Source organism: Nocardioides litoris (genome assembly GCF_006346315.1).
In the GTDB taxonomy this organism is placed as follows: domain Bacteria; phylum Actinomycetota; class Actinomycetes; order Propionibacteriales; family Nocardioidaceae; genus Nocardioides; species Nocardioides litoris.
Window position 1 is genome coordinate 33,228 of the sequence record NZ_VDMR01000006.1, and the last position, 17,649, is coordinate 50,876.

14 protein-coding genes are annotated in these 17,649 nt (G+C 74.8%); 13 read left to right on the forward strand and 1 reads right to left on the reverse strand.

All coding sequences use genetic code 11. The features are described 5' to 3' along the window. Window positions 1–56 precede the first annotated feature (56 nt). The 10 genes from FJQ57_RS16795 (at window position 57) to FJQ57_RS16840 (ending at window position 12,722) form a co-directional block, all read left to right on the forward strand. Entirely contained in the window at window positions 57–1,469 is a 1,413-nt protein-coding gene (locus FJQ57_RS16795; protein ID WP_139982550.1) for a class I adenylate-forming enzyme family protein, read from the forward strand. Then, on the forward strand, window positions 1,466–3,013 hold the full coding sequence (locus tag FJQ57_RS23055; RefSeq protein ID WP_139982552.1) for a glycosyltransferase family 2 protein: 1,548 nt from the start codon (window positions 1,466–1,468) through the stop codon (window positions 3,011–3,013). The genes FJQ57_RS16795 and FJQ57_RS23055 overlap by 4 nt, the downstream gene beginning before the upstream one ends. Beyond that, a complete protein-coding gene (locus FJQ57_RS16805; RefSeq protein ID WP_211349040.1) occupies window positions 3,010–4,137 on the forward strand; it encodes a cytochrome P450 family protein in 1,128 nt (375 codons plus the stop codon). Before FJQ57_RS23055 ends, FJQ57_RS16805 begins: the two co-directional genes overlap by 4 nt. Then, on the forward strand, window positions 4,134–5,000 hold the full coding sequence (locus FJQ57_RS16810; protein WP_139982554.1) for an NAD-dependent epimerase/dehydratase family protein: 867 nt from the start codon (window positions 4,134–4,136) through the stop codon (window positions 4,998–5,000). Before FJQ57_RS16805 ends, FJQ57_RS16810 begins: the two co-directional genes overlap by 4 nt. 2 nt (window positions 5,001–5,002) lie before the next feature. Then, complete coding sequence (locus FJQ57_RS16815; protein ID WP_170219480.1) at window positions 5,003–5,362, forward strand: sterol carrier family protein; 360 nt, start codon at window positions 5,003–5,005, stop codon at window positions 5,360–5,362. Window positions 5,363–5,400: 38 nt separating this feature from the next. Next, window positions 5,401–6,744: a dipeptidase gene (locus FJQ57_RS16820; protein ID WP_139982556.1), complete on the forward strand. Its 1,344-nt coding sequence runs from the start codon at window positions 5,401–5,403 to the stop codon at window positions 6,742–6,744. Window positions 6,745–6,850: 106 nt separating this feature from the next. Beyond that, window positions 6,851–8,047: a PucR family transcriptional regulator gene (locus FJQ57_RS16825; RefSeq protein WP_139982558.1), complete on the forward strand. Its 1,197-nt coding sequence runs from the start codon at window positions 6,851–6,853 to the stop codon at window positions 8,045–8,047. A gap of 167 nt (window positions 8,048–8,214) precedes the next feature. Continuing rightward, the gene (locus FJQ57_RS16830; RefSeq protein ID WP_139982560.1) at window positions 8,215–10,623 is read left to right on the forward strand and encodes a molybdopterin cofactor-binding domain-containing protein; all 2,409 of its coding nucleotides are present in this window, start codon (window positions 8,215–8,217) and stop codon (window positions 10,621–10,623) included. A 22-nt stretch (window positions 10,624–10,645) separates the two neighbouring features. Further along, entirely contained in the window at window positions 10,646–11,128 is a 483-nt protein-coding gene (locus FJQ57_RS16835) for a (2Fe-2S)-binding protein (protein WP_139982562.1), read from the forward strand. Between the two features lie 157 nt (window positions 11,129–11,285). Further along, complete coding sequence (locus FJQ57_RS16840; RefSeq protein ID WP_139982564.1) at window positions 11,286–12,722, forward strand: FAD/NAD(P)-binding protein; 1,437 nt, start codon at window positions 11,286–11,288, stop codon at window positions 12,720–12,722. An 18-nt stretch (window positions 12,723–12,740) separates the two neighbouring features. On the opposite strand, the gene FJQ57_RS16845 is transcribed toward FJQ57_RS16840, so the two are convergent. After that, a complete protein-coding gene (locus tag FJQ57_RS16845) occupies window positions 12,741–14,513 on the reverse strand; it encodes a sensor histidine kinase (RefSeq protein ID WP_139982566.1) in 1,773 nt (590 codons plus the stop codon). Between the two features lie 132 nt (window positions 14,514–14,645). Here FJQ57_RS16845 and purF point away from each other — a divergent pair, with 132 nt between their 5' ends. From purF to FJQ57_RS16860, 3 genes are all read left to right on the forward strand, one after another. Continuing rightward, window positions 14,646–16,193, forward strand: a complete 1,548-nt coding sequence (purF, locus tag FJQ57_RS16850; RefSeq protein ID WP_139982568.1) for an amidophosphoribosyltransferase — start codon at window positions 14,646–14,648, stop codon at window positions 16,191–16,193. An 18-nt stretch (window positions 16,194–16,211) separates the two neighbouring features. Then, on the forward strand, window positions 16,212–17,294 hold the full coding sequence (purM, locus tag FJQ57_RS16855; RefSeq protein ID WP_139982570.1) for a phosphoribosylformylglycinamidine cyclo-ligase: 1,083 nt from the start codon (window positions 16,212–16,214) through the stop codon (window positions 17,292–17,294). A gap of 176 nt (window positions 17,295–17,470) precedes the next feature. Further along, complete coding sequence (locus FJQ57_RS16860; protein ID WP_139982572.1) at window positions 17,471–17,647, forward strand: DUF3073 domain-containing protein; 177 nt, start codon at window positions 17,471–17,473, stop codon at window positions 17,645–17,647. Window positions 17,648–17,649 lie beyond the last annotated feature (2 nt).

Consider the following 17,649-nt stretch of genomic DNA (forward strand, 5'->3'; position numbering starts at 1 on the left):
GGTGAGCCCACGGTGAGCCCACGACGAGCCCGCGGTGAGCCCATGGTGAGCCCCCGATGAGCACCGTCGACGAGCTCCTCCCGCGGCTGCGCGCCACGCCCCAGGTCGCGGCCTTCGTCGACCCCCGCCGCCGGGGGCGTGCGGTGACCCGAGGCGAGCTCGCCGACCGCGCCCTGGCGGTCGCGGGCCGGCTGCACGCCCACGGGCTGGAGGAGGGCGAGACGGTCGCCCTCGCCTGCCGCCCCGGGCCGGCGGCGCTCGCCGTCGTCCTGGCCTGCCTGCGGCTGCGGCTCCGGGTGGCGCTGGTCGACCCGGCCGTGCCGCCCGGCCTGCTCACCGCCCGGCTGCGGGCGGCCGAGGCGCGAGTGGTGGTGACCGACCCGCTGGTCCGCGCGGCCGCCGGCTGGGCCGCGCCCGTGGCGCGCCGCGCCGGGCTGCGCCTGGCGCCGCTCGACGACATCGCCCCCGTCCTGGTCCTCCCGCGCCGCCTCGACCCGGCGCCCTCGCCCGACCGGTCCGGCCGCGGCCCGGCCGAGGCGCTGGTCGTCTTCACCTCCGGCACGACCGGCGACCCGCGCGCGGTCGTGCACACCACCGCGTCGATCTCGGCCGGCCTCGACGCGGTGACCGCGCTGGCCGACGTCCGCGCGGGCACCCCGGTCGTCGGCGGCACGTTCTTCGCCATGGCGCCCGCCCTGCTGGCCGGCGCGCCGGTGGCCACCCGGGCCGACCGCCGCACCGTCGAGAGCCTGCGGCCGCAGCTGACCTACCTCACCCCGCCCCAGGCCCGTGCGCTGCTCGACGACGGCACCCGGTTCACCGGTCGCGTCTTCGCCGGCTCCGCCCCCGTCTCCGCCCACCTGCTGGGCCGGCTCACCACCGCCGGCGCCGACCAGGCCTGGGGCGTCTACGCGCTCACCGAGGCGTTCCCGGTCGCGGCCGTCGAGTCGCGCGCCAAGGCGGCGTACGTCGACGGCGGCGGCACCGGCGACCTCGTCGGCACGCTGGTGCCCGGCACCACCGCGACCACCGACGAGCGCGGCCAGGTGCTGGTCGCGGGCGCCGGCACGGCCGTCCGTCACCTCGGCGGCCCGCCGCTCGACCACGTCGCGACCGGCGACCGGGGCGAGGTGCGCGGCCGCAGCGTCGTGCTGCACGGCCGGCTCAAGGACATGGTCCTGCGGGGCGCCGAGAACATCTACCCCGGCCTGCACGAGCCGTCGCTGCACGTGCCGGGCGTCGCCCAGGCCCTGCTCGTCGGCGTGCCCGGCGCCGACCTCGACGAGCGCCTCGTGCTCGTCGTCGAGCCCGAGCCCGGGGTCCGCCCCCGCGACGTGCGCCGCCGCCTGCGCACCCCCATCGCGGCCCTCGGCCCGGCGGCCCCCGACCGGGTCGTGGTCGCCCGCATCCCGACGCGCGGGCGCTCGGGCAAGCCCGATCGCGCGGCGACCGCGAGGATGCTGGCGTGACCCCCCGCTGGCGCGAGCTGCTCCTGGCCTCGCACCGGCGCTACACCGGCGCCAACGGCGACGCGCTGGCCGGCTCCGCGACGTACTCGCTGCTCGTCGGGCTCGTGCCCGTCCTGCTCCTCGTGGGCGCGGTCCTCGGCTGGGCGGGGGTCGCCGACTCCACCGTCGCGGGCGCCGTGCGCACGGCGGCCGACCGGACGCTGCCGCGCGAGGTCGCCCTGGTCGTCGAGGCGGCCGCGGCCGACCTCGGCCGGCCGCTCACCTGGGTCTCGACGGCGATCGTGCTGTGGCTCTCGGTGCGGTCGGTGCGCGCGCTGCGCACCGCGTTCCGGGCCGTCTGCGGCCAGGACAACGGCTCGGGCAACCCCGTCGCCGACAACCTGCGCGACGTCTGGCTGGCCGCCGCGGCACACGCCGCCGTGGCGCTGGCCGTGGTGCTGGTGGACGCCGCGCCTGGTCGGCTCGCGGGCGAGGTCGTCGGCGCGGTGCTCCTGCTGGGGCTCGTCGGGGGCGCGATGTGGCTGCTGCCGTGGCCCGACGAGCGACGCCCGTCGGCCGCCCGGACCGCCCGGGCCGCGGTCGCCGCGACCGTGGTCGTGGTGCTGCTCGGCACCCTCGGCGGGGCCTACCTCGACGCCACGATGCCCGGCCGCAGCGCCGTGTTCGGCCTCGTCGCCACCCTGGTCGCCACCGCGCTGTGGGTCTCGGTCTCGGTGCGTGCGGCGCTGCGTGCGCTGTCGATCGCCTCGGTGGTCGAGGAGTGGGCCCGACCCGCGCCGCCCGACGACCGCGCGCTCTGGGTCGTCGTCCCGGCGTACGACGAGGCCGCGGGCATCGGGGCCACGCTCGTCGCGCTGGCGGCCCAGCAGGACCGCGGCTTCCGCCTGGTCGTCGCCGACAACGGCTCCACCGACGGCACGGTGGGCGTGGTCGAGGCGTTCGCCGCGACGGCGCCCTTCGCCGTCCACGTCGTGGTCGAGACCGAGCGGGGCGTGGGCTGGGCCGTCGACGCCGGCGTGCGGTTCGCCATCGCCCACGGCGCGCAGCTCCTCGCCCGCACCGACGCCGACGCCCTGCCCCGCCCCGACTGGACCGCCCGCATCCGCGACCGGTTCGCCCGCGGCGCCGAGGTCGTCGCGGGCGCGAGCGTGCCCCGCCGCGACGAGCACCCCACCGTGCTCGAGCGGTGGGTCCTGCCGGCCGTCCAGCGGCTGCTGGCGGTCTACGGCCGCTACCGCGGCGAGCACCGCGGGCCCGACTACCTGGCGCCGTACGTGCTGACCCACGGGCACTCCTTCGCCCTCACCGCCGACGTCTACGAGCGCTGCGGCGGCGCCGAGCGCCAGCGGCTCGAGGAGGGCTCGGAGGACGTCGAGCTGCTCAACCGCGCCCGCCGGGTCACCCCGCACGTGGTCCGCGCCGACGAGGTCGTCGTCGAGAACAGCCTGCGCCGGCTGCGATCGTGGGGCGTCAGGCGGACCCTGCTCTGGTACTGGGACCGCCGCTACGTCCCGGCGACCCCCGAGGAGGTGCACGTCCGGTGAGCACCGCACCGCACGGTGGTCGAGGAGCGCCTTCGGGGGCGCGTCTCGAGACCACGGCCCGACGCCGCGACCGCCGGGTCTACACCGCCTCCCACCCCGTCCTGTTCCGGCTGCTCTCGGTCACGGGGCGCGCGCCGGTGCGGCGCCTCGGCTCCCGCGTCGTCGTCAGCGGCGAGGACGAGGTGCGCCAGGTGCTCACCCGGGTGCCGCTCGACCGCACCGACGACCGCACCACCGGCGGCGCGATCCGCAAGCACGAGGGGGAGGGCGCGCTGTTCGACGAGACCGGGCCCGCCCACCGGGCGTCGCGGCGCGGGCTCGCCGAGCGGCTCGGCTCCCGCGGCGTCCTCGAGCTCGCCCGGCACTACCGCCCGCCGATCGACGACGCCGTCGACGCGCTGCGGGCGGGGGAGGAGGTCGACGTCTGCGCGCTCGCCGACGCGGTCTCCGGCCGCACCGTCGCCGCGCTCCTCGACCTCGACCTGTCTCCGGCCGAGTGCGCCGAGCTGGCCCGGGCCGCCCGGCTGACCGCCTCGTCGGCGGCCGCGGCCGAGCTGCCGTCGTGGCGTCGTGCCCGCTACCGCGACCACCTCGCCGACGCCTTCGGCGGCCGGGTCGACCCGCTGGGCAAGATGCTGGCCCTGGCCGCGGTGACCACGACGTACGCCGCGCTGCCGCGGGCCGTGGCGTGGGTGGCCGACGAGGGCTGGTGGGCCACCTGCCGCGACGACGCGCTGCTGCCCGTCCTCGTCGACGAGCTGCTCCGCGTGCTCGCCCCGACGCCGCTGCTGCCGCGGGTCGCCGCCGAGCCCGCGATCGTCGGCGGTGTGCGCGTCACGCCCGACGACCAGCTGCTGCTCATGGTCCGGCACGCCGTCGACGCCCACCGGCGCGACCCGTCGGTCACGGACCCGGCCCCGACCGCACAGGCCCGGCTCGTCTTCGGCGCCGGCCCGCACGCCTGCCCGGGCGCCGCGCTGGCCCGGGCCCAGCTCGCGACCACCCTGTCCTCCCTCGCCCTCCAGCCGGCCCGCGTCGTGCGCGCCGTGCCCGACCGGCACGCCGCCCTGCCCGCCTGGCGCGAGCTCGTCGTGCGGAGGGTGGACCGGGGAGCCGACCGGTGAGGGTCGCGGTCACGGGGGCGAGCGGGTTCTGCGGCGGCGCGGCCGCGCGGTTGCTCACCACGCAGGGCCACGAGGTCGTCACCGTCGGCCGGGCCGCCGGCTCCGACCGGCCCTGGGACGCCGCCACCGGCACGCCCGACCTCGTGGGCTGCGACGCCGTGGTGCACCTCGCGGCCACGGTGGGCGACGGGGGCGGGCCGCAGTTCGAGCGGGTCAACGTCGACGGCGCCCGGCGGCTGCTGGCCGCCGCCGAGCGGGCCGGCGCCCGGGTCGTCTGGGTCAGCTCCTCCAGCGTCTACGACCCCCGCCCCGACCGCACGCGCGTCACCGAGGACCACCCCACGGAGGCCGGCCACCTCAACGCCTACGGCCGCACCAAGGCCGCCGGCGACCGCCTCGCCCTCGCCGCCGGTGCCGCGGTGCTCCGCCCGCGGGCCGTCTACGGGCCCGGTGACCCGCACCTGCTGCCCCGCCTGCGCCGCGCGGTCCGGTTCGGGCGGGTCTCGCTCCCGGGGCCCGACGTGCGGCTCTCGGTCACCCACGTCGACAACCTCGCCTCCGCGTGCGTGGCCGCCCTCGACTGGCGGCCGGGCGCCTACAACGTCGCCGACCGCGACCCCGCCCACCGCGACCACCTCGTCGCCGCCGCCACCGGCGCCCGGGTGCGGCACGTGCCCGTCGGCCTCGCACTCCTCGCCGCCCGGGGGCTCGACGCGGCCGCGCGGGCCACCCGCCGCGAGCCCCTCCTCACGCCGTACGCCGTCGACACGCTCGCGCACGAGTTCTGCCTCGACACCTCCCGCATCCGGGCCACCGGCTGGGAGCCGCGCGACCTGCTGCAGCCGTACCTGACTAGCCTCTAGAGGTGCCCGCCCGCCTGCGCCCCGCCCCGGCCGCCGACGTGGCCGCGGCCCGCGAGCGGCTGAGCGCCGGCACCGCCGAGCGGACCGACCTCAAGCTGCTCGTCAAGCACTACCTCGCCCTGCTCGAGGCCCGCGCGCCCGGCCGGTCCGTCGAGGTCCGCGTGCCGCCGTACGCCGCCGTGCAGGTCGTCGAGGGCGTCCGGCACACCCGCGGCACCCCGCCCGCCGTCGTCGAGACCGACGCCGAGACCTGGATCGCGCTCGCCACCGGCTCGATGGCCTGGGTCGACGCCCTCACCGACGGCAAGGTCATCGCCTCGGGCGAGCGCACCGACCTCACGTCGTACCTGCCGCTGGCCTGACGCCCAGCCCGTCGACGGCACGGGCTACCGTGCGGAGCATGGCCAGCAGCGACGACATCCGCGCCCGCGTCACCGACCTGATGCCGGGCATCCGGCGTGACCTCGAGGACCTCGTCCGCATCGAGTCCGTCAGCGCCGACCCCGCCCGGTCGGACCAGGTGCAGCGCAGCGCCGAGGCCGTCGCCGAGCTGTTCCGCGCCGAGGGGTTCGCCTCGGTCGACATCGTCACCGCCGACGGCGGCGCGCCCGCGGTCATCGCCCACAAGCCCGGCCCCGAGGGCGCGCCGACCGTGCTGCTCTACGCCCACCACGACGTGCAGCCCGAGAACGACCACGCCGAGTGGGACTCCCCGCCCTTCGAGCCCACCGAGCGCGGGGACCGCCTCTACGCCCGCGGCGCGGCCGACGACAAGGCCGGCATCGCCGCCCACCTCGGCGCCCTGCGCGTCTTCGGCGACGACCTTCCCGTCAGCGTCACGATGTTCATCGAGGGCGAGGAGGAGGTCGGCTCCGAGACGCTCCCCGCGCTGCTGGCCGAGCACCAGGAGGCCCTGCGCGCCGACGTCATCGTCATCGCCGACTCCGGCAACTGGGACATCGGCGAGCCCGCCCTGACCACCAGCCTGCGCGGCCTGGTGCGCGTCGACGTCGAGGTCCGCACGATGACCCACGCCGTCCACTCCGGCATGTGGGGCGGCCTCGTCCCCGACGCGATCATGACCCTGACCCGCCTCCTGTCGACCCTGCACGACGACGACGGCGCCCTGGCCGTCGACGGCCTGCACTCCCAGCCCGCCGCCGACGTCGAGTACCCCGAGGAGCGGCTGCGTGCGGAGTCCGGCGCCCTCCCGGGCACCAGCTGGGTCGGCCGCGGCCCCGTCGTCGAGCGGCTGTGGACCCAGCCCGCGCTCACCATCACCGGCCTCGACGCCCCCAGGGTCGACGGCGCCAGCAACACCCTCACCCCCGTCGCCCGCGCCAAGCTCAGCCTGCGCGTCGCCCCCGGCGACACCACCGCCAACGCCGAGGCCCGGCTGCGCGAGCACCTCGAGAAGCACGTCGCGTGGGGCGCCCAGCTCACCGTCACCACCGTCGACACCGGCGAGGCCACCCAGATCGACGCCACCGGCCCGGCGTACGACGCCGCGCGCGCCGCGTTCGCCGAGGCCTGGGACGGCACCGAGCCCGTCGACATGGGCGTCGGCGGCTCGATCCCGTTCATCGCCGAGTTCCTCGACGCCTTCCCCGAGGCCAGCGTGCTCGTCACCGGCGTCGAGGACCCCGACACGCGCGCCCACGGCGCCAACGAGGGCCTCCACCTCGCCGAGTTCGAGCGGGTCGTCCTCGCCGAGGCCTTCCTGCTCCGCAACCTCGCCGGCTGACGCACCGTCGCGGGTCCCGCGGCGCGCGACGAACCTCACGGCTCGTCGAGCCGACCCCGGCCGCCGACCAACCCCACGCCAGCCAGCACTGCCTAGCCTGGCGCCCGTGCGGGCCGCGACGCTGGAGTTCCTCGCGCGCCACCGGCGCGAGCGGCTGGCGCCGATCGCCGACCGGCTGGTCGCCTCCATCCAGCTGGAGAACCCCGCCTACGCCCTCGACGTCGTCACCAGCGCCGACCTGCGCCACTCCTGCGTCACCAACGTCGACCGCATCCTGGAGCTCCTCGCCGAGGCAGTCTCCTCGGGCGTGCGGCCGCGCCACTCCGACCACGACCCGGCGTACGACGCAGCGCGGGCGACCGGGCGGCGCCGGGCCGAGCAGGGGATGCCCCTGGACCACGTGCTGCGGTCGTTCCGGATGGGCGGGCGGCACGTCTGGGAGGACCTCATCGAGTGGGGCGCCGACCTGCTCGACGCGGGGGAGCTGCGCGACATCGGCACCCAGCTGTGGGAGGTCGTCGACGTCACCTCCGCCGAGGTGGCCTCGTCCTACCACGCCCACGAGCGAGCGGTCGTGCGCGCCGACGAGCAGCAGCGGGCCGAGCTGTGGGAGGGGTTGCTGGGAGGTCGGGCCCGCGACCCGCGCTTCGCCCACGGGGCGGCGATGTCGCTCGACCTCGCCGTCGACGGCGACCTGCTGGTGGTCGCCGCGGCCCACCTCGACCGCTGGCTGGCCGACGACCAGCTGGCGCCCCACGCGACGGCCTGGGTGGAGCGCACCGAGGGCGTGGTCGGGCTGGTGGCGCTGCGCGACGACGACCCGGCCGAGGCGCTGGCCGCGCTGCGGGGGCTGGTGGCCCGCGTCCGCACACCGATCGGCGTCTCCTCGGTGGCGCACGGCCTCGTCGGGGTGCCCGAGGGCCTGCGGGAGGCCACGCTCGCGCTGCGCGCCCAGGGGCGCCGGCCGGGCCTCGCGCCGTTCGACGACCGGGTGCCGGAGGCGTTGCTGCTGAGCGCGCCCGAGATGGCCGCGCTGCTCGTCGACCGGTGGCTGCGGCCCGTGCTCGCGCTGCCCGGACCGGAGGCGCGCGCCCTCGTCGACACCCTCGAGGCCTGGGTCGCCGCGGGCGGGTCGACCACCGCGACCGCGAGCGCCGTGCACTGCCACCGCAACACCGTCATCAACCGGCTCCGCCGGATCACCGAGGTCACCGGGCGCGCCTTCACCGAGGCCCGGCCCCCGGTCGAGCTCGACCTGGCCCTACGCGCCCACCGCATGGGCATGGCCCACCCACCTGGGTGAACTAGGGCGGGGGCGTTGTGCGGATTGCACAGAAGTCCGTCGTGACGGTGGTCACCGCAGGCATGGCGTCAGTCACATGAGCGGTGTCACAGTGGTGGTTGAACGCCGCTCACCCCGGGCCACCCCTCGGAAGACCCGGGCCGTTCGACTCATGGGGAAGTGACCAGATGACGACACGTCCGTCCGACGACCTGCACAACCACCCGCACGACCCGCTCGACGAGCTCCCGGAGGGGCACGACCCCGCCGCCTTCGACGCCGACGACTCGATCGGCCGGCTCGGCCGCCGCAGCTTCGTCGGGTACGTCCTCGCCGGCAGCACCCTCGTGGTCGCCGCCGACCTGAGCGTCGGTCGTGCCCAGCGCGCCGACGCGGCCGTGCCGTCGGCACCGCAGATCCCCGAGCTCTACGACCTCGAGGACCTGCAGACCGACTCGGCGCTGCCCACGTCGGCGCTGATCACCGTGACCATCGGCAAGGACGGCCGCGCCAAGTTCGCCTTCCCGCGGACGGAGGTCGGCCAGGGCATCATCACCTCGACGACGATGATCCTCGCCGAGGAGCTCGACCTGCCGATCGACAAGATCGACGTCACGCTGTCCAAGGCGCGGCCCGAGCTGCTGCTCAACCAGCTCACCGGTGGCTCCAACACCACCTTCTCCACCTACACGCCCGTCCGGGTCGCCGCGGCCATCGCGCGCCAGCAGTTGCTCAAGGCGGCTGCGATCCAGCTCGGCACCAACGTCGACCGGCTCTTCACCACCGGTGGTGTGGTCAGCGACGGCGTCACCAACCTGACCTACGCCTCGCTCGCCGGCGACGCCGCCAGCCAGGTCGTGGAGCGCGTCCGGGTGCAGCTGCGGCCGCAGGAGAAGTTCAAGGTCATCGGCCGCCCGGTCAGCCGCCTCGACGCCCGCGACGCGGTCACGGGCAAGAAGAAGTTCACGACTGACCTCAAGGTCAAGGGCGCCCTGCCCACCATGGTCTGCCGGCCGCCGCAGCACCAGGGCTCGCCCAAGCGGCTGCGCAACCGCTCGGCGATCCTGCGGATGCCCGGCGTCACCCACGTCGTGACCATCCCGACCGGCATCGCCGTGCGGGCCAAGACCTTCGGCCAGTGCATCGACGCGATCCGCGCCATGAAGGTCGACTGGAACCCCGGCACCGTCGACAACCAGTCCGACGCCACCGTGCTGGCCAAGCTGCGCAAGCAGGAGCTGCCGATGGTGGTCCCGAAGGACCTCCCGGCGCTCGCCCAAACCGTCGAGACCAACTTCGCCTTCGCGTTCCGCAGCAGCGCCGCGCTCGAGACGTACGCCGCCATCGCCGACGTGCGCAGCGACCGGGCCGAGATCTGGGCCGGGCTGAAGGTGCCGATCCTGGCCCAGCAGAACATCGCCGCGGTCACCGGCCTCCCCCAGGACAGGGTGAAGGTCAACGTCATCACCGGCGGCGGGTCCTTCGGCCACAAGCTGTTCGGCGACCACGCCATCGAGGCCGCCCGCATCTCCAAGGCCATGAAGGTCCCGGTCAAGCTGATGTGGCACCGCGCCGACGAGCCCCGCCAGGGGCGCCTGCACCCGATGGCGACCTCCCGGTGCCGGGCCACGATCGTCGCGGGCCAGGTGGTCTCCTTCGAGCAGCGCCACACCAGCGTCACCACCGACTTCAGCCACGGTCTCGGCGAGATGCTCACCTCGCTGGCCGACGAGCTCGACCCGATCGGCCTCGGCGGGCTCGGGTTCGCCGAGTCGATCTTCTCCCTGACCCAGGAGCTGCCCTACAACTTCGGGGCCCTGACGCAGCTGCTCAACGAGCCGCTGGAGTTCGAGGACAAGTTCTCGACCGGCAGCATGCGCAACATCTACTCGCCCGACACGTGCGTGGCCGCCGAGCTGACGATCGACCAGGTCGCCAAGAAGCTCGGCAAGGACCCCTTCAAGTTCCGCATGGAGATGCTGAAGAACGACCGGGTCAAGGCCGCGCTGCAGAAGGTGGCCGACGAGGGTCGCTGGGGCCGCAAGATGGCGCCCGGCACCGCCCAGGGCATCGCGATCCACAAGGAGTACAAGGGCTGCACGGCCGTCCTGGTCGAGATCGACTGCCGGCCGCGCACGGTCAACCGCAACCTCGGCAAGGAGACCGTCACCGGTCCCCGGGTCACCAAGGCGGTCATCGCCGTCGACACCGGCCTGGTCATCAACCCGCGCGGCCTCGAGGCCCAGATGCAGGGCGGGCTGATGGACGGCATCGCGCTGACCCTCACCAGCAGCAACCACCTCCAGGACGGCAAGTTCCTCGAGGCCAGCTGGGACAACTACTTCTACACCCGCCAGTGGAACGTCCCGAAGGACGTCGAGGTCCACATCATCAAGTCCAAGTCGCAGACGCCCGGTGGCGCCGGCGAGGCGGCAGTGGGGTCGTCCGCGGCCGCGGTGGCGTGTGCCTACGCCCGGGCCACCAAGAAGGTCCCGCAGTACTTCCCGATCAACCACGCCGAGATCTCGTTCAAGCCGAAGTCGTTCGTCCCGCCCGTGCCCGCCTCGCCGACCAACGGCCTCAAGTTCACCCGCTGACGCGGATCGAAGGAGAAACGACATGCCCAAGCAGACCTTCATCCTCAACGGCAAGACCGTCACGGTGAACGTGCGCGACGACGTCCGGGTCCTCTGGGTCCTCCGCGACATCCTCGGGGTCACCGGCCCCAAGTACGGCTGCGGCATCAACGTGTGCAAGGCGTGCACCTCGCACATCAACGGCAAGGCCTTCAACCCGTGCTCGGTCAAGGTCGGTGACCTGAAGAAGAAGGACCGGATCACCACCATCGAGGGCCTCGACGAGACCTGGCCCGGTCCCGGCCTGCACCCGATGCAGCAGGCCTGGATCGACCGCGACGTCGCCCAGTGCGGCTACTGCCAGCCCGGCCAGATCATGGAGGCCGTCGCCCTGGTCAAGCGTGTCCGGCGGCAGGGCCGCGAGATCCGCGACAGCGACCTCGACAAGATCCGCAACATCTGCCGCTGCGGCACCTACGTGCGGATCCGCGAGGCGATCGAGCAGGGCGCGCGCAAGATGCGCTGAGCCCCCCGCCCGCCCCGGCGTCGACCCGGACGACGGCGCCGGACCCCGAGGCCCCCGTGAGCACCCAGCCCACGGGGGCCTCGTGGCGTCTCCAGGCGGATGCCGACGCGCCGGGACACATTTCCCCTTGAGTCGACTTGTTCAGTACAGTTACGGGATGGTCGTCACGCACCTCCCGGTCCCCGCCCCGACGGCGTACGCCCCGCGACCCCACCACCGCGTCGCGGTCATCGGCGGCGGGGCGAGCGGCGTCCTGACCGCGATCAACCTGCTGGCCCGCAGCACCGACCCCGGCCTGCGCGTCGAGGTGCACGAGGCCTCCGGCATCGTCGGGCGCGGCATCGCCTACGGCACCAACGACCCCGCCCACCTGCTCAACGTCCGCTCCCGGCACATGAGCGCGTTCCCCGACGTGCCCTCCGACCTCATCGACTGGGCCCGCCGCACCGGGCGCAGCGACGACCCGCAGGCCTTCCTGCCGCGCCTCGACTACGCGACCTACCTGCAGGACCGGCTGGCGCAGGTCGCCGACCACCGGCTCAGCATCCGTGCCGGGCGGGTCGACGACGTCGTCCCGGTCGGCGGCGGCCAGCTCGAGGTGCGCGGCGGCGACGTGACCTCGACCGTCGACAGCGTGGTGCTGGCCTACGGCAACCAGCGTCCCCGTCCCCTGGTGCTCGACGGCGACGAGCTCCCGGCCGCGTCGTGGCACCTGGCCGACCCGTGGGACCTCGGCGCCCTGCGCGTCCTGCCCGACGACGCCACGATCGTGGTCGTCGGCACCGGGCTGACCGCCGTCGACACGGTCATCACGCTGCTGGCCGAGGGGCCGCGCCGCCGGGTCGTCATGGTCAGCCGGCACGGTCGCCTCCCGGAGGCCCACGTCGAGCAGCAGTCGACGGCCTGGGTGCAGCCGGTGCCCGAGGGGCCGCTCACCGCCGACCTGCTCGCCGCCCACGTCCGCGAGCAGGTCGCGGCCGCCGCCGCTCAGGGCGTCGGCTGGCGGGCCGTGGTCGACGGCCTCCGCGCGGCCACTACGCCGTTGTGGAAGCGGCTCCCGCTCGGCGAGCGTCGCCGGTTCCTCGCGGTGCACGCCCGCGAGTGGGAGGTGCGCCGGCACCGCATGGCGCCCGAGGTCGCCGCCCGCATCCGCGCCTACGAGGACGACGGCCGGCTGAGCGTGCTCGGCGGCGGCGTTGCCTCGATCGCCGACCGCGGCACCCACGCCCAGGTCACGGTCGGCGAGGTGCCGACCCCGATCGTGGCGCACGCGGTGGTCAACTGCACCGGTCCCTCGACCGACGTCACCCGCAGCTCCGACCCGCTGCTGCTGGCCCTGCGCGAGCGCGGCCTCGTCGTCCCCGACGCGCTGCGCCTCGGCATCGACACCCTCGACGGCGGCGAGGTCGTCGGCGAGTCCGGCGCCGTCGTCCCCGGGATGTACGCCGTGGGCCCGCCGCGCAAGGGCACGTTGTGGGAGTCGACCGCCATCCCCGAGATCCGGGCCCAGGCCGCAGCCGTGGCCGACGGCGTCATCGCCCGGGCCGCCCTCGGGCGCACGGCGCTCGCCGCCGTCCCCGCCCGGCGGGCCTGACCCCCGGGAGGGGCGCCCTCAGGCGGGCGTGGGCAGCAGCACCCGGAAGGTGCTGCCCTCACCCAGGGTGGAGTCGACCTCGATGCGTCCCCCGTGGCGCTCGACGATCCGGCGGCAGATCGTCAGGCCGAGCCCGGTGCCGGGCTCGGCGACCGCCGCCGGGTTGGTGGACCGGAAGAACTCGGTGAACAGCCGCTCCTGGTCCTCGGCCGAGATGCCGATGCCCTCGTCACGGACGGCGACCTCCACCTCGTCGTCGTGCTCGGCGAGGACCACCGAGACCGTGCTGGCGGCCGGTGAGTACTTGATCGCGTTGCTCAGCAGGTTGGTCACGACCCGGTCGAGGTCGCCCGCGTCGCAGCACACCAGCACTGCTCCCTCGGGGGCCGTGAGCTCGACCGTCACCTCCCGTCGGGCGGCGGTGATGCGGGTCAGCTCGATGGCGCCCAGCACGACCGGCAGCGCGTCGAACGGCTCGGTCGGCGCCGCGCTGTCGGGGTCCTCGACCTCCGCCAGCACCAGCAGGTCGTCGACCACGCCGCCCAGCCGGGTGGCCGCCCGGGCGAGCGCACCCAGGGCACGTCGTCCGTCGCCCGCCTCCGGAAGCAGGGTGTCGAGCACCTCGGCGTAGCCGAGCACGGCGGCCAGTGGGTTCTTCAGCTCGTGGGAGACGGTGCTCAGCAGCTGCGATCGGTAGGTCGCGAGCCGGCGCAGCTCGGCGACGAGGCGCCGCTCCCGCTCCTGCGTGCGCAGCCGGACGACGGCGTGCGCGATGTCGCGGGCGACCTCGAGCGCGTCGCGCTGCTCGTCGGGGCTCCACGCCAGCAGCGGGTCCTTGCGGCCCAGGGCCACGTGGCCGTGGCAGGCCAGGGTGTCGCCCATCGGCACGAGCAGGATGCTGCCCAGGCCGCCGTTGGTGATCGCCTCCTGGCACACCGCCCTCTCCTCCTCGGAGAGCGCCGGGTCGGGGGCGACCAGGTCGCCGTGGACGACGACGCGCTCGTCGGCCCACGCGCGCCGGGCCATCGCCCGCACCGCCTCGGCGCCGACCTCGTCGAGGATGGTGGGGGAGGTGCCGAACGGGGCGAGGTCGCCGGTGGCGTAGGTGCGGATCGCGACGTAGTCGGACCGGAACCCCTCGAGCAGCGGGGCGCGGCAGTCGTGGAGCACGCTGGCCAGGTCGTCCTGGGTCGTGGCGAACCGCACCACCCGTCGGGCCACCTCGGCGAGCCGGAGCCGCTCGGCCAGGGCGTCGCGCTCGAACGCCACGCGCAGCGTGCGCTCGGCCTGGGCGGCGTACCGCTCGAGGAGGTGGCGCTGGGTCCGCCCCGGACGGCGCCCGCTGAGCGGTACGTCGATCGACAGCAGGCCGATCATGTCGCCGTCCTCGCCGTACAGCGGGGCGATGAGCAGGTCGAGCGGGTCCCACGCGTCGGCGGTGTCGAGCGGGGTCAGGTCGGGCACCCACCCGAAGGCGGCGAGGTGGTCGTCGTTCGCGAGCCGGTCGTGCGGGACGAAGCGGAACCGGCCCCAGTCGTCGGCCCGGGCCAGCTCGGACTCGATCATCGAGACCGGCGTCGCGAGCCCGAGCATGGCCTGGACGGCCTCGTTGGACCCCTCGACGGACACCGAGTACATGACCTCGCCGCGGACCACGCTGATGATGGCGATCTCGAACCCGACCATCTCGGCCACCGAGGACGCCACCAGGTCCAGGGCGGCGCGCGACGACGCGTCGGACCACGTGGTGACGTCGATCTGCGCGCGGTGCTGGGGGGTGGTGTCGGTCACGGGGGGGACGGGGCCTGTCGTCTCGGTGGGCCTCCAGGCTACGCGGCGGGGCCGAGTCCCGTGGGGCTTGCGTCCCAACGGGGCACGGGCCGCGAAGCGGTCCGGCGCGACGGCGGCCGATACGATGCGGGCGTGCCCTTCCAGAGCAGTGGCTCCCGTCCCGGCGGTGACGGTCGACTGACCGCGGCGCTCGACCCGCACGACCAGGGCCCCCAGGACGCGTGCGGCGTCTTCGGGGTCTGGGCGCCGGGCGAGGACGTCGCCAAGCTGACCTACTTCGGCCTCTACGCGCTGCAGCACCGTGGCCAGGAGTCGGCCGGCATCGCGGTCAGCAACGGCCGGCAGATCCTGGTGTACAAGGACATGGGGCTGGTCTCGCAGGTCTTCGACGAGACCACCCTGGCCTCCTTCAACGGCCACCTCGCCATCGGGCACTGCCGCTACTCGACCACCGGGGCCAGCACCTGGCAGAACGCCCAGCCGACGTTCCGTCCGACGTACGCCGGCTCGATCGCGCTGGGCCACAACGGCAACCTGATCAACACCCACGAGCTGCGCGAGATGGTCGGGGCCCTGCCGAGCGACGACGGCGAGCTCGACATCCACGCCAAGGGCCTCGAGTCGGCCACCAACGACACCAGCCTGGTCACCGCGCTGCTGGCCCACCACCCCGACACCACGCTCGAGGAGCGCGCGCTGGAGGTCCTGCCCCAGCTGCGCGGTGCCTTCTGCTTCGTGTGGATGAACGAGGACACCCTGTACGCCGCCCGCGACCCGCAGGGCATCCGGCCGCTCGTCCTCGGCCGCCTCGAGCGCGGCTGGGTCGTCGCCTCCGAGGACGCCGCCCTGGCCACCATCGGCGCCAGCGTGGTGCGCGAGGTCGAGCCCGGCGAGATGATCGTCATCGACGAGAACGGCCTGCGGACCTACACGTTCGCCGAGCCGGAGCGCAAGGGCTGCGTCTTCGAGTACGTCTACCTCGCCCGGCCCGATGCCACCATCAGCGGCCGCAGCGTCCACGAGTCCCGTGTCGAGATGGGCCGCCAGCTGGCGCGGGAGTACCCCGTCGAGGCCGACCTCGTCATCCCGGTGCCCGAGTCCGGCACCCCGGCCGCAGCGGGGTACGCCGAGGAGTCCGGCATCCCGTTCGGCCAGGGCTTCGTCAAGAACGCCTACGTCGGACGCACCTTCATCCAGCCCAGCCAGACCCTGCGCCAGCTCGGCATCCGGCTCAAGCTCAACGCGCTGGAGCACATGATCCGCGGCAAGCGCGTGGTGGTCGTCGACGACTCCATCGTGCGCGGCAACACCCAGCGCGCCCAGGTGCGGATGTTGCGCGAGGCGGGGGCGACCGAGGTGCACGTGCGCATCTCCAGCCCGCCGGTGAAGTGGCCGTGCTTCTACGGCATCGACTTCGCGACCCGGGCCGAGCTCATCGCCAACGGGCTGAGCCCCGAGGAGATCGCCGCGAGCGTGGGCGCCGACAGCCTCGGCTACATCTCGCTCGACGGCATGGTCGACGCGACGGGCCAGCCGGCCTCGTCGCTGTGCCGGGCCTGCTTCACCGGCGAGTACCCCGTGCCGCTGCCCGACGAGAGCCTGCTGGGCAAGCACCTGCTCGAGACCTCCCTCCAGGCGCCCACGCACGGCAAGGCCCTGCCCGTGCTCAACAACCCGTGAGGACCCGGTGACCCAGCAGTGACCCAGCAGCAGAACGCCTACGCCCGGGCGGGCGTCGACATCGAGGCCGCCGACACCGCGATCGAGCTGATGAAGGCCTCGGTGGCCCGGGCGACCCGGCCCGAGGTCATCGGGGGGCTCGGCGGGTTCGCCGGCCTGTTCGACGCCTCCGCGCTGACGTCGTACACCCGACCGCTGCTGGCCACCTCGACCGACGGCGTCGGCACCAAGGTGGCGATCGCCCAGGCCCTGGACAAGCACGACACCATCGGCTTCGACCTCGTCGGCATGGTCGTCGACGACCTGGTGGTGTGCGGCGCCGAGCCGCTGTTCATGACCGACTACATCGCGACCGGCAAGGTCGTGCCCGAGCGCATCGCGGCCATCGTGCACGGCATCGCCTCGGCCTGCACGGAGGCCGGCTGCGCGCTGGTCGGCGGCGAGACCGCCGAGCACCCCGGTCTCATGCGCCCCGACGAGTACGACGTGGCGGGGGCCGCCACGGGCGTCGTCGAGGCCGACCGGCTGCTCGGCCCCGGTCGGGTCCGGCCGGGGGACGCCGTCATCGCCATGGCCTCCTCCGGGCTGCACTCCAACGGCTACTCCCTGGTGCGCCACGTGCTGCTCGCCGGTGCGGCCGACGGGGGCGCGGGCTGGAGCCTCGACCGGCACGTCGACGAGCTCGGTCGCACCCTGGGTGAGGAGCTGCTCGAGCCCACCACGATCTACGCCAAGCACTGCCTGGCCCTCGCCGACCACGTCGAGGTGCACGCGATCGCCCACGTCACCGGGGGCGGGCTCGCGGCCAACCTGGCGCGGGTGCTGCCGGCCGAGCTGCGCGCGACCCTCGAGCGCGGCACCTGGAACCCCCAGCCGGTCTTCGACCTCGTCCGCCAGGTCGGCGGGCTGTCGCAGGACGACCTGGAGGCCACCCTCAACTGCGGCGTCGGCATGGTGGCGCTGTGCCCGCCCGACGCGGTCGACCCCGCCCTGCACCTGCTCGAGGGCCTCGGGGTCCGAGCCTGGGTCGCGGGCCAGGTCGACGTCGACCCCGACGCGACGGCGACGGTCCGGATGACCGGTCAGCACCCCACCTGGTGACCCTGCGGGAGCCGCTCCTGACGGGGCCGGACCGCGCCACTGCTTGATTTTCGCCACCAATCGCCGATCCGGCGTGCCGGAACATCCACCGAGCAGGTAGCGTTGCGCCCACGAGATGTCGAGATGACCCGGGCCGCCTGTGGCGCCCGGCCAAGTGTGCGAGGGGGCTGGACCCTATGGGCCGCGGCCGAGCGAAAGCCAAGCAGACGAAGGTCGCCCGCGACCTGAAGTACCGGACCCACGAGACGGACTTCGGGGCGCTCGCCAAGGAGCTGCACGGCGAGGAGACCCACGACGTCGAGGCCGACGAGCCCGACGACAAGTGGTCGGACTACGCCGACCGCCGCGACTGACC